Genomic DNA, 12,508 nt, shown 5'->3' on the forward strand with positions numbered 1-12,508 from the left:
TTGTTGTCAACCTTGCCCAAACCCGTTATTCCCACTCAATTGTGCCGGGCGGCTTAGAAGTTACGTCAAGAACTACGCGATTCACGCCGGCGACTTCATTGGTGATTCGGTTCGAGATCTTGGCCAGCAAGTCGTAAGGCAAGCGCGACCAGTCTGCGGTCATGGCATCTTCTGAAGAAACTGGACGAAGCACAATTGGGTGACCGTAGGTGCGACCATCGCCCTGAACGCCGACTGAGCGCACATCGGCAAGAAGAACAACCGGGCACTGCCAGATTTCGCCATCAAGGCCAGCTGCAGAAAGTTCGTGACGAACAATGGCGTCAGCCTGTCGCAGCAGGTCTAGGCGCTCTTTGTTGATCTCACCGACAATTCGAATTCCCAAACCAGGGCCCGGGAACGGCTGTCGTTGAACAATTTCGTGTGGCAGCCCAAGTTCGGCACCGATGGCGCGAACCTCATCTTTGAAAAGGGTGCGCAGCGGTTCGACCAATTCAAAGTCGAGGTCGTCAGGTAGGCCACCGACGTTGTGGTGACTCTTGATGCCTGCAGTCACGCCACCACCCGATTCAACAACATCTGGGTAAAGGGTTCCTTGAACCAAGAATTTAATGGGCCGGTTGTCGGCTTTGGCCTCGGCAATGAGTGCTGCCTGTGCCTCTTCGAAGGTGCGAATAAATTCACGGCCGATAATCTTGCGTTTGGTTTCTGGGTCGCTGACCCCGGCCAGTGCATCCAAGAATTTTTTCTCGGCGTCAACAACTACTAGGCGAATGCCGGTAGCGGCGACATAATCTCGTTCGACCTGTTCGGCCTCACCCTCGCGAAGCAGGCCATGATTCACGAAAACACAGACCAGTTGATCGCCGACTGCCTTGTGCACCAAAGCCGCAGCAACGGCAGAATCGACACCGCCGGAAAGGCCGCAGATTACGCGGGAATCGCCAACCTGAGCGCGAATTTTTTCAACCTGCTCAGCAATCACATTTCCTGAATTCCAGGTTGGTTCAATGCCGGCGGCAGTCCAGAGAAAGTTCTCTAAAACCCTCTGGCCAAATTGCGAATGCTTCACCTCAGGGTGCCACTGCACGCCGTAAATCTTCTTTTCAGGATTGGCAAATGCAGCCACCGGTGTGGTGTCGGTGGATGCCAAGACCTCAAAGCCGGCCGGAGCTTCCATCACCTGGTCGCCGTGGCTCATCCAGCAAATTTGATCTGCCGGTTGACCCGCAAGAATCTGACCCTCGGCTTTGACTCTAAGCTCAGTTGCTCCGTATTCACGTTTTCCGGTGGCATCGACTCGACCGCCCAAAGCATTGGCTAGGGTTTGAAAGCCGTAGCAAATTCCGAGCACCGGGATGCCCAGCTCGAGAATGCCCTGATCGAGCTGTGGCGAGCCCGGTTCGTAAACCGAGGATGGCCCACCCGAAAGAATGATGGCTAGCGGTTGCTTAGCAGCCACCTCAGCGGCGGTGATGTTGTGGTGCACAATTTCGGAGTAAACGTTAGCCTCACGCACGCGGCGGGCGATAAGTTGAGCGTATTGTGCGCCGAAGTCGACGACTAAAACTGGGCGGTTAATTTTTCACCTCGGTACTGTCGAGTTCGACCAAGGCGAGTTTTGAATAGCGACGCTCGGTGACAAACGAAAGAAATGGAACCACACCGCCGGCAGCGATGATCAAAAAGCGCAAGAAATTCCAGCGGAACAGTGTCCAGATGCGGAAGTCGGCAAACAGGTAGGCAACGTAGAGCCAGCCGTGAACAATCAGAATTGCAACGGTCAGATTAAGACCGGTGGTCGGCAAGCCGGTTGCAACATCGTCGATGTAAACCACCGGTTCTAGGGTGACTAAGCCGTTTGGCCCAAAAGCCCAAAGTTCCAGGCCGATAAGGCGACGAAGGCCCCAGGTGATCATCACCGACAGCAAGGCAAAACCGGTGATGTACGAGGTTATTTGAAAAAACTTCAGAGCCGAGCGCTTAGCTGCGGTTTGAGTTTGTTGGGCTGTCGGCATGGGCCTATTCTACCGACTCACTCTGCAGGCGAATCTGCTCATCGCGCACCAAACGCCACCAGAGGAATACCGCAAAGACCGCAAAAACTACCCATTCGACAAAGTAGAAAAGACTTAGCCAGTTAATCGAATCTGCCTCGATGGCAAATTTAATAGCGGTGAGTTTGGGATGCGCCAACTGCTCGTCGTCACAGCCGCAAGAAACCTGAGCCCACGGATTTGATTCAAGTGCCAGCGGTTTTTCGGGTGAGTAAAGATTAACCAATTGAGCTGGCGAAAATGTCTGCAGCAACATGGGCTCATTGAAGTCGGTTGGCTGAGGGGCTTCGGCGGCAAGTTCGACCACGGTTCGAGGCAGAAATGCTTGCGGTTGAATGGAATCACGAAGATCAGCCAAAACTTCTTTGCCGACCGACAAATCAGCAACCCAACCTAAAGCTAGCGCGAACGATTTTCCATTTTCATCGTACGCTCTTGCGCTTACCCAGTAGCCACTGACCCCAGCCTGATTTCGGTTGGCAATTAAGTAGCCCGTTTGGGTGTCGAGCATTAAGTTTTGCTCAGCCCCGTAGACAACCTCTTGAGATTGATTTTTGGTAAACGAACGCTCCAGTTGCCACTGTCCAAAAGCAGCAAAAATTGCAGCGACCAGCAGTGACAGCAACAGGGCGCCAATCCATTTCGGGCGCACCGCCAACTGAAAAAAACTTGGCGCTGGTTTAGGCATCTGAGGTTCTTTGCTTAGGCGTGATACGGAGCAACTACGACTTCAACACGCTGAAACTCTTTGACATCTGAGTAACCCGTAGTTGCCATGGCTCGACGAAGTGCGCCGATGAGGTTAGTGGTTCCTTCGGCAGAAGAAGATGGACCAAGCAATATTTGCTCGAGGGTACCGTCGGTGCCTACCTGAACGCGATTGCCTCGCGGAAGCTCTTGGTTGAACGCTTCTTGACCCCAGTGCCAGCCGCGCCCCGGTGCTTCTTCGGCCCGCGCCAAAACAGAACCGAGCATAACTGCGTCAGCACCGACCGCGATGGCCTTAACTATGTCGCCCGATGTTCCCAGGCCACCATCTGCGATGACGTGCACATAGCGGCCACCAGATTCATCCATGTAATCGCGGCGAGCGCCGGCAACGTCAGCCACTGCAGTAGCCATCGGTGCGTGAATGCCCAAAACTTTTCGGGTGGTTGATGCGGCACCGCCACCGAAACCAACCAAGACACCGGCAGCACCGGTGCGCATCAGGTGCAGGGCCGCGGTGTAGTTTGAAGCACCGCCAACGATTACCGGAACATCGAGTCGGTAAATGAATTCTTTGAGGTTCAGCGAATCGCTAGTTTTCGAAACGTGTTCGGCCGAAACGTTGGTTCCGCGAATTACGAACAGGTCAACACCAGCCTTGATTACGGTTTCGCTGAATTGAGCAGCTCGCTGTGGCGACAATGCACCGGCAACGGTAACCCCGGCAGCACGAATTTGAGCAATGCGGTCGCGAATCAGCTCTGGCTTAATCGGAGCCGAATAAATTTCCTGCATTCGCCTGGTCGCCTGCGCCGTTGGCAAGCTGGCAATCTCGTTTAGTTGCTGAGTTGGGTCGTCATAACGAGTCCAGAGGCCTTCAAGGTCAAGAACTCCCAGACCGCCTAGTTGTCCAATCTTGATTGCGGTCTCTGGAGAAACTACCGAGTCCATCGGTGCGCCCAGTACCGGCAAAGCAAATTCGTAGGCGTCGATTTTCCAACCGGTGCTGACGTCTTTCGGATCACGAGTACGACGAGATGGCACTACCGCCACGTCGTCAAATGCCCAGGCACGCGTTCCGCGTTTGCCGCGGCCGATTTCAATTTCGGTCATGAAGATCCTTTGGTTTAGCGGGTGCCGTAGTTTGGTGCTTCGACGGTCATCTGAATGTCGTGCGGGTGGCTTTCTCGTAGACCTGCCGCCGTGATGCGCACAAACTTGCCTCGTTCTTGCAGCTCATCGATAGTTTCGGCTCCGACATAGCCCATCGATGCGCGCAAACCGCCAACCAACTGGTGAGTCACTGTCGAGACCGAACCGCGGTAAGGAACTCGGCCCTCGATACCTTCTGGTACCAGCTTGTCCTCGCGAAGCACATCGTCTTGGAAATAGCGATCTTTTGAATAGGACTGCGCCTGACCGCGTGACTGCATGGCACCTAAAGATCCCATACCTCGATAAGTCTTGAACTGCTTTCCACCAACGAAAGTAATCTCACCTGGTGCTTCGTCGGTTCCGGCAAGCAACGATCCGAGCATTACCGCATTTGCTCCGGCAACCAAGGCTTTAGCGATGTCACCCGAGTACTGCAGACCGCCATCGGCGATAACTGGAACACCAGCAGGTTTGGCCGCTAACGAAGCTTGGTAAACAGCCGTGACCTGAGGTACGCCGACACCAGCAACTACGCGAGTGGTGCAAATTGAACCTGGACCAACACCTACCTTGACCCCGTCAGCACCGGCTTCAACTAACGCTGCGGCGGCCTCACGGGTTGCCACATTGCCGCCGATAACGTCTACGTTTCGAGCGAATGGTTCGGCCTTTAGTTTCGCGATCATTTCTAGTACTGCGCGATTATGGCCGTGTGCGGTGTCAACAACCAGGATGTCTACACCGGCATCAATTAGTGCCATCGAGCGCTCCCAGGCGTCGGCTCCAACACCGACTGCAGCGGCAACAAGCAGTCGACCGCTGGCATCTTTGCTGGCTAGCGGGTACTTCTCGCTCTTGTCGAAATCTTTTACGGTAATAAGACCGCGCAATTTGCCCGAGCCGTCAACCAGAGGAAGTTTCTCAATGCGGTGCTGAGCAAAAATGGCAATTGCCTCTTCTGGTTTCACACCGACCGGTGCCGTGATCAGCGGCATCGGGGTCATCACATCTTTTACCAAGGTCGTGGTGCGCTGAACATCTAAAACAAAGCGCATGTCGCGATTGGTAACGATGCCAACTAGGTGGCCATCCTCGTCAACAACGGGTAGGCCCGATACGCGGTAGCGGCCGCAAAGATCATCAACCTCTTGGATGGTAGCCAATGGAGTTGTGGTCACCGGATGAGTGATCATGCCGGCTTCCGAACGCTTAACCATGTCAACCTCAGCCGCTTGACGCTCGAGCGAAAGGTTGCGATGCAACACGCCGATGCCGCCCTGACGAGCCATAGCTATGGCCATTCGCGCCTCGGTGACGGTATCCATTGCTGAAGAAAGCAGTGGCACATTAATTTCGATGCGCTTGGTTAGTCGAGTCTTAGTTACAACCCCTGATGGCACAACATTAGATTCACCGGGCAGCAGAAGAACGTCATCGTAGGTGAGGCCGACAAAGCCAAAAGGATCATTTTGCGTCATTGAGAAGCCTTATAAATAGGTAAGAACAGTGCCCTAATTCTACTTGTATGGACACTTGTTTATAAGGCTGTAACAATCCGCCGATAACCTTGCTTTCAGTTGGTACTGATATTGGCTGAATGAGTGTATTGTCAGTAGGCGAAAGTGCGATGGCGCTGCTTTGCGTCATCCTATAGACGGAGGTTGGTTTGATCCAGCTCAATATTGGCGTAAGGCGCCATATAGCCCTGGTACTGGGCGCTCTTTCAGTACTCGTTGGCCTCTTGCTCAGCCCTATGGCTGCGGTGGCCGATGAAACTCCTGCACCGACAGATGAACCAACGAGTTCGTTGGTAATCAAAGGAAAAGTCAAAAACGAAGGTGTTGGCGTCGAAGGAATCATCCTGAAAGTTTCAGGTAATGGTTTCTCCGGTGAAGCGTCCACAGACGCCGAGGGTAACTGGACTCTATCGGTGCCCACCAAGGGAATTTACGACGTTGAAATTCAACTCGACTCACTCCCTGAAGGTGTCGGACTGCGTGACCCAGAAACAACCGTTCGTCAGGCCGACTTGAGCATGGTTGAGTCTGCCTCGGTATTGTTTCCGTTAGGCGTTGACACCCGTGTCGAGCAGGCATTCGGCGATCAACTTGCCATCCGTCTTTTTGCTGGCTTGAACCTGGGCTTGCTACTTGCAATCGCCGCTATCGGTATTTCGCTAATTTTTGGTACTACCGGTCTGAACAACTTTGCCCACGGTGAAATGGTCACCGTTGGTGCTCTTTTCACCTGGTTGTTTTACACGGTGCTGGGCTGGCCACTACTGGTCTCGGCCGCGGTGACAATCCTTATCGGGGCATTCGTTGGCTGGGGTCAGAATGCTGCCATCTGGCGTCCACTGCGTAAGCGTCGCCTGGGCCTAAACCAAATGATGATTGTCTCTATCGGTTTCGCAATTGTGGCACGCTACATTTTGCTGCTTTTCTTTGATGGTGACACCAAGGGAATTGGTACCGATAACAACATCATTGAGATCGGCCCGATCAAGACCACGGCAACTTCGCTAACCTCAATGGCAGTCGCAGCAGTTGCTCTGGCTGCAGTGGCTATCTTCCTAACGCGAACTCGCTTGGGTAAGGCAACGCGTGCCGTAAGCGACAACTCATCTTTGGCGGCATCAACCGGTATCGATGTCGAAAACATCATTCGCATCGTCTGGATCATGGCCGGAGCACTCACTGCTCTAGCCGGTATCCTTTACGGTTTGCAGTTCCAGGCAAACTGGCTCACCGGTTTCCAAATCTTGCTGTTGCTATTCGCGGCCGTCACCCTAGGTGGTTTAGGTACCGCACTGGGTGCAACGGTGGGTGCGCTAATCATCGGTATGGTGGTCGAACTCTCAACACTGGTTCTTCCAGCAGACCTCAAATATGCAGCGTCACTGCTGATTTTGATCGTTGTGCTTATGGTTCGCCCTCAAGGCGTACTTGGTAAAAAGCAGAGAATCGGCTAGGGGTAATCATGGATTGGCTAAGCATTATTAATCTTGCGCTGGGCGAGTTACTCAACCCACTCACCGCCGTATACGTTCTGGCAGCTCTAGGGCTTGCAGTGCATTTTGGCTTCACCGGATTGCTCAACTTTGGACAGGCCGCCTTCGCAGCCGTGGGCGCATACGGAATGGCTATTTCGATTCTCACTTTCAAGTTGCCGTTGTTTGGCGCAATTCTGGTGGGAATTCTGGCAACTGTGGTCTTCGCGCTGATTTTGGGTATTCCAACCCTGCGCCTTCGCGCCGACTATCTGGCGATTGTGACCATTGCGGCATCCGAAGTTTTCCGCTACTTCATGACCACCATCGGCTTCTCTGATGTCACTGGAGGCTCTACTGGTCTCAGTGCATTCAACAAAGAATTTGAATCGTTGAACCCTTTCCCAGACGGTATCTACGGCTTTGTCCCATTCGAATATCGCGAAGAACAGCTGTGGGTTCGCGTTGTCGGCTGGTCACTGGTCGCAGTGGCTGCAGTATTCCTTTGGCTGCTCATGCGCTCACCTTGGGGCCGCGTGCTCAAGGGCATTCGTGAAGACGAGGATGCAGTTCGTAGCCTAGGCAAGAACGTTTTTTCCTACAAGTTGCAAGCCCTGATTATCGGTGGTGTTCTAGCCGGTCTAGGCGGCATGCTGTTCTCATTCAGCTTGGCCAACGTTCAGCCGCAGTCTTGGGGTACCACTTTCACATTCATGATATGGACAGTGCTGCTTCTTGGTGGGGCAGCAACAATCATGGGTCCAATCGTTGGAAGCATGATCTTCTTTGTGTTGCTAATGCTTACTCAGAGCATCATCGGTGGTTTGGTCGACATCGGCTGGCTGCCATTCCTAACCCCACCACAGGTTGGCCAGATCCGTTTCTTGCTAATCGGTCTAGTTCTAATGCTTTTGGTCATCTTCCGACCTCAGGGCATCTTCGGAAACAAGAAGGAGCTGCAGTTCAATGGCTAACGAAATTTCAATTGGCCCAGCTGCGCCGGGCTGTAAAAAGGTTGATCCAATTCTGGTGGCAGATAATGTCACCCGCCAGTTTGGTGGCCTTACCGCGGTAAATGTTGCCCACGTAGAAATTCCACGAGGCAAAATCACCGCGCTAATCGGCCCAAACGGTGCTGGTAAAACCACCTTCTTCAACCTGTTGACCGGTTTCGACAAACCAAACACCGGAGACTGGACCTTCGAGGGTAAAAAACTAGCCAACGTCCCACCTCACAAAGTGGCTCGTCTGGGCATGGTTCGCACGTTCCAGTTGACCAAGGCTCTAAGCCTGCTGACTGTAATTGAGAACATGCGCCTCGGTGCAAAAGACCAGCCCGGTGAAAGCTTCTGGCGTTCGCTGATTCGTCCACTCTGGATCGGCTATGAGAATCGAATCACCGAGAAGGGTGATGAATTGCTCAAGCGATTCAAGCTTGACGCCAAGCGCGAAGACTACGCTGCTTCACTTTCTGGTGGTCAGCGCAAGTTGCTTGAAATGGCTCGCGCACTGATGAGTGATCCGAAGTTGATTATGCTCGATGAGCCAATGGCGGGTGTAAACCCGGCGCTTACCCAGAGCTTGCTCGAGCACATCAAGGGCCTCAAAGAAAACGGCACTACGGTTTTGTTCGTTGAACACGACATGCACATGGTTCGCCACATTAGCGACTGGGTCATCGTTATGGCCGAAGGCAAGGTTGTGGCCGAAGGCCCGCCGGCACAGGTTATGAAGGACCAGGCTGTAATCGATGCCTACCTTGGCGCCCACGCCGACACCGACCTTGGCACCGTACCAATCAACATTTTGAAAGCAGGCAAATAATGTCAGCTACTCCTGTGGTTTATGCAGAAAATCTGCACGCTGGATACCTGCCCGGAATTAACATCCTCAACGGTTGCTCGTTGACCGCCAATCAGGGCGAGCTCATCGGTATTATTGGCCCAAACGGTGCTGGTAAATCAACCCTGTTGAAGTCAATCTTCGGACAGGTAAATGTGCGCTCAGGCAAGATTTGGCTCAACGGTGAAGACATCACCGGACTGAAGGCCAACAAGTTGGTCTCCAAGGGCGTGGCCTTTGTTCCGCAGACCAACAACGTCTTCCCAAGCTTGACCATTGAAGAAAACCTACAGATGGGTGTATTCCAGACTCCTAAGCGCTTTGACGAGCGATTTGAGTTTGTCACCAGCATCTTCCCAGATCTGGGCAAGCGACGTGCCCAGAAGGCTGGCTCGCTATCCGGTGGTGAGCGTCAGATGGTGGCTATGGGTCGTGCGTTGATGATCGACCCTTCGGTGCTGCTACTCGACGAGCCTTCGGCCGGTCTATCGCCAGTCCGTCAGGACGAGGCCTTCCTGCGTGTTCGCGAGGTAAACGCTGCCGGCGTTACCGTCATCATGGTGGAGCAGAACGCTCGTCGCTGTTTGCAGATTTGTGACCGCGCCTACGTTCTAGACCAGGGTAAAGATGCACACACCGGCACCGGTCGTGAATTGCTAAATGACCCTAAGATGGTCGAGCTTTACCTAGGTAATCTAGCCGAGCTCTAAATTCGGTCAAGCCTCTCTCATGAGATCGGCTGGATGAATTCGGTGGCCCAAGCGCATCAAAGCAGAGACGATACTGTCAAAATTCGAGCAGCTTTCCCTTGAACACCCCACCAGATTGAAGAAAAGTCTGTGACCTCTCTCTCTGGTCACAGATAAAGCAAAACCCCCGAGTTTCCTCGGGGGTTTTGTCTTATTCAGAATGATTACTGAACTGAGTTACCTGCAACCACGTTGATTAGGTCGCTGGTTCCCTCTTTACCGTACTGGTAGATACCGATTGATGCACCGGTTGGGTCACCGTACTCGTCGAACTCAATTGGACCTGAGTAACCCTCGTAGTCGATGTCTTCGCCAGCCTCAAGAGCTGCTAGGCCATCAGCGTAAGAAGATACCTTGGTGCCGCCCGATGAAACCGACTGCATGTTTGCAGCGATTGCTTCACCTGAGTCGTCGCCAGCCTGCTGAGCAGCAAGTGCTAGCAAGATAACTGCATCGTAGGTCTCGGCGCCGTAAGCGAACTCAGTTAGCTCTTCGCCGGTCTTCTCTTTGTAGATGTCCATTAGGCGCTGCTTGAAAGCGTCGTCTAGCTTGCCACCAGGAAGGGTACCCTTGGCGCCCTCTAGGTAGCCAGCCCATGACTCTTCTGAGTAGTTCGCTAGGTTACCGTCAACTAGGTATAGCTTCGAGCCGTCGAAACCCTTCTTCTCTAGCGCAGGAGCAAGCTTCTTAAACTCGTCGTACGAGATTGCAAGGATTGCGTCTGGGTTAGTAGCAAGAGTCTGGTCGACGATGCTGTCGAAGTTGGTCTCAGCTTCAGGGAAAGCAACTGATGAAACAACGGTTGCACCGGCTGCCTCGATGGTTGACTTTGCCTTAGCCTCTAGACCCTCACCATATGAGGTCTGCTGGTAGATGATGGCTACGTTCTCGTTACCGTCAGCAACAATCTCGTTACCTACGATTGCACCCTGTAGAAGGTCTGATGGAGCGGTACGGAAGTAGAAACCACCGTCATCCCAGGTGGTTAGGTCTGGTGCGGTGTTTGACATCGAGATCTGAACGACCTTAGCGTCGGTGATCTGGTCGATGATTAGACGGGTCACACCCGATGCAGCTGCACCGATGATTGCGTCTACACCCTCAGAAAGCAACTTGGTTGCTGAAGCTGGTGCGACAGTTGGGTTGTCACCGTCTGATGAGTCTTCGATTGAGAACTCGACTGGCTTGCCTAGTACACCACCGGCTGCGTTGATGTCTGCAACTGCAAGCTCGATACCTGCGATTTCAGGTGGTGAAAGGAATGCAAGTGCACCGGTTAGTGGGATAACTGCACCCAGTTTGAGTACTCCGTCGCCCTTGGCCGCAGGAGCCGCTGGCTCTTCTGCTGCCGAGCAACCGGCAAGTGCGATGCTGATTGCAGCTGCTGCTGCAACTACACCGGCAAACTTGCGCGAGGTTGAAAATGCGCTCATGTATATAACTCCTATTGATTGGAATTGCAGCGCATAGCCGCGCTGCCCACCTCAAAGTTTAGTCGGCAACTCAGAAGCCGAAAAAGTGCAAACCGCAGGAATGTAGCATTTAGAAACATTTCGACTGCCAAATACGGCCCGGAATGGGATTTGACTTAGGTATTTCGAATACTTTAGCCCTAAAATGTTCGAAATTCGCAGTATTTAGGCTTAAAACTGGCGGAAGTAACAATCCTGTTTCAAAAGTGTGAAATCTTAGGCGGCGCGTTTCTGGCCACGTCGCAGAGCGTCGGAGCTGAGGATTATCAAACTAATCCAGACCAAAACAAACCCGATCCAGCGAGCCGGTGGCATGGGTTCTCGCAGAATTAGTAAAGCGATTAGAAACTGCATAACCGGGGTCACGTACTGGATGAAACCGATGTAGCTCAACGGTAAGAGTTTTGCGGCTTCACCAAAAAAGATGAGCGGAACTGCAGTCATCAAACCAAAGAACATCAACCCCAAAGTTCCCCAGAAACCTATGCTGCCAAACTGTAAACCCTGAATGTTGAATACAGCCACCCCAATGGTTAGGGCCACCGGCAGCAGCAAACCCGACTCGAGAGCAAAACTATTAATCGCCGTAACCTTGCCGCCGAGTTTGTTTTTGGCGAAGCCATAAGTGGCAAAAGAAAATGCCAGAATAATTGCAATAAACGGCGGGCGTCCGTAATCAAAGGTCAGCACCAGAACCGCGGCCAAGCCAACTGCAACGGCCAGCCACTGCGGTCTAGTTAGTTTTTCACCCAAAAATAAAACGGCAAGGACAATGGTGACCAAGGGATTGATGAAGTAGCCCAGAGCCGTCTCTATGGTGTGGTGCTCAGCAACCGCGATTACATAAACGGTCCAGTTGATGAAAATAAATACCGTGGCCAAGACCACCCAGCCTAAAAGTTTCGGCTGAGTTACGACCGAGCGGATTTCTGGCCAACTTTTTGTGAATGTCGTCAGCAGTGCGGCCACAAAAAAACCAAAAACCATTCTCCACACCAGTACTTCCCACGGTGAGGCGAAAGAAAGCATCGTGATGATTAGAGGGAAACTACCCCACAAAAAGTAGGCACTGACCCCAAAGGAAAACCCCCGAGCTAAGCCGGGGGTTTTCGAAGAATGCATAACTTGATGCTAGCGGACAACAACCGCCAAAACATCGCGGGCTGAAAGTACTAGGTACTCTTCGCCGTTGTACTTCAGCTCGGTGCCTCCGTACTTTGAGAAGATGACCTTGTCGCCGACTGCAACGTCAACCGGGATGCGGTTGCCCTTATCGTCAACGCGACCTGGGCCAACAGCAATAACCTCGGCCTCTTGCGGCTTCTCTTTTGCAGTGTCTGGAATAACCAAACCTGAGGCAGTTACCTGCTCAGCTTCGACTGGGCGAACAACAATGCGATCTTCTAGCGGCTTGATAGTGACCGACATATTGACCTCTTCTTTAAACTTCGGATGATTAGCAATCGGACTACTTGATTGCTAAAACAACTCTAAAGCATCTTTAGCACTCTCGCAAGGCGAGTGCTAACAGACCAC

General features: G+C 52.8%; 12 protein-coding genes. 4 read left to right on the top strand and 8 right to left on the bottom strand.

Annotated features, from left to right (window positions below; translation table 11 throughout):
* Positions 1 to 25: 25 nt before the first annotated feature.
* Genes guaA through guaB form a run of 5 tightly spaced genes read right to left on the bottom strand, consistent with a single transcriptional unit; the run spans position 26 to position 5,398 of the window.
* A complete protein-coding gene (guaA, locus tag A4Z71_RS05700) occupies positions 26 to 1,582 on the bottom strand; it encodes a glutamine-hydrolyzing GMP synthase (protein ID WP_070954948.1) in 1,557 nt (518 codons plus the stop codon).
* The gene (locus A4Z71_RS05705; RefSeq protein WP_070954949.1) at positions 1,578 to 2,018 is read right to left on the bottom strand and encodes a DUF3817 domain-containing protein; all 441 of its coding nucleotides are present in this window, start codon (positions 2,016 to 2,018) and stop codon (positions 1,578 to 1,580) included. Before A4Z71_RS05705 ends, guaA begins: the two co-directional genes overlap by 5 nt.
* A 4-nt stretch (positions 2,019 to 2,022) precedes the next feature.
* Positions 2,023 to 2,745, bottom strand: a complete 723-nt coding sequence (locus A4Z71_RS05710) for an SURF1 family protein (protein ID WP_070954950.1) — start codon at positions 2,743 to 2,745, stop codon at positions 2,023 to 2,025.
* 14 nt (positions 2,746 to 2,759) lie between these two features.
* On the bottom strand, positions 2,760 to 3,878 hold the full coding sequence (locus tag A4Z71_RS05715; RefSeq protein WP_070954951.1) for a GuaB3 family IMP dehydrogenase-related protein: 1,119 nt from the start codon (positions 3,876 to 3,878) through the stop codon (positions 2,760 to 2,762).
* 14 nt (positions 3,879 to 3,892) lie between these two features.
* Positions 3,893 to 5,398, bottom strand: a complete 1,506-nt coding sequence (gene guaB / locus A4Z71_RS05720; protein ID WP_070954952.1) for an IMP dehydrogenase — start codon at positions 5,396 to 5,398, stop codon at positions 3,893 to 3,895.
* 188 nt (positions 5,399 to 5,586) lie between these two features.
* Here guaB and A4Z71_RS05725 point away from each other — a divergent pair, with 188 nt between their 5' ends.
* The 4 genes from A4Z71_RS05725 to A4Z71_RS05740 are packed head-to-tail and all read left to right on the top strand — an operon-like array spanning position 5,587 to position 9,461.
* Positions 5,587 to 6,891, top strand: coding sequence for a branched-chain amino acid ABC transporter permease (locus tag A4Z71_RS05725; protein WP_145943921.1), 1,305 nt, complete (start codon positions 5,587 to 5,589; stop codon positions 6,889 to 6,891).
* Positions 6,892 to 6,899: 8 nt separating this feature from the next.
* On the top strand, positions 6,900 to 7,883 hold the full coding sequence (locus A4Z71_RS05730) for a branched-chain amino acid ABC transporter permease (RefSeq protein WP_070954954.1): 984 nt from the start codon (positions 6,900 to 6,902) through the stop codon (positions 7,881 to 7,883).
* The gene (locus tag A4Z71_RS05735; protein ID WP_084028441.1) at positions 7,876 to 8,733 is read left to right on the top strand and encodes an ABC transporter ATP-binding protein; all 858 of its coding nucleotides are present in this window, start codon (positions 7,876 to 7,878) and stop codon (positions 8,731 to 8,733) included. The genes A4Z71_RS05730 and A4Z71_RS05735 overlap by 8 nt, the downstream gene beginning before the upstream one ends.
* Positions 8,733 to 9,461, top strand: a complete 729-nt coding sequence (locus tag A4Z71_RS05740; RefSeq protein WP_070954955.1) for an ABC transporter ATP-binding protein — start codon at positions 8,733 to 8,735, stop codon at positions 9,459 to 9,461. Before A4Z71_RS05735 ends, A4Z71_RS05740 begins: the two co-directional genes overlap by 1 nt.
* Positions 9,462 to 9,664: 203 nt before the next feature.
* On the opposite strand, the gene A4Z71_RS05745 is transcribed toward A4Z71_RS05740, so the two are convergent.
* From A4Z71_RS05745 to groES, 3 genes are all read right to left on the bottom strand, one after another.
* Positions 9,665 to 10,933, bottom strand: coding sequence for an ABC transporter substrate-binding protein (locus tag A4Z71_RS05745; RefSeq protein WP_070954956.1), 1,269 nt, complete (start codon positions 10,931 to 10,933; stop codon positions 9,665 to 9,667).
* A gap of 255 nt (positions 10,934 to 11,188) precedes the next feature.
* On the bottom strand, positions 11,189 to 12,094 hold the full coding sequence (gene rarD, locus A4Z71_RS05750; RefSeq protein WP_070954957.1) for an EamA family transporter RarD: 906 nt from the start codon (positions 12,092 to 12,094) through the stop codon (positions 11,189 to 11,191).
* 9 nt (positions 12,095 to 12,103) lie between these two features.
* Positions 12,104 to 12,400, bottom strand: a complete 297-nt coding sequence (gene groES, locus A4Z71_RS05755) for a co-chaperone GroES (RefSeq protein WP_070954958.1) — start codon at positions 12,398 to 12,400, stop codon at positions 12,104 to 12,106.
* Between the last annotated feature and the right edge of the window lie 108 nt (positions 12,401 to 12,508).

Origin of the sequence: Candidatus Rhodoluna planktonica (assembly GCF_001854225.1) — a bacterium.
Lineage (GTDB): Bacteria > Actinomycetota > Actinomycetes > Actinomycetales > Microbacteriaceae > Rhodoluna > Rhodoluna planktonica.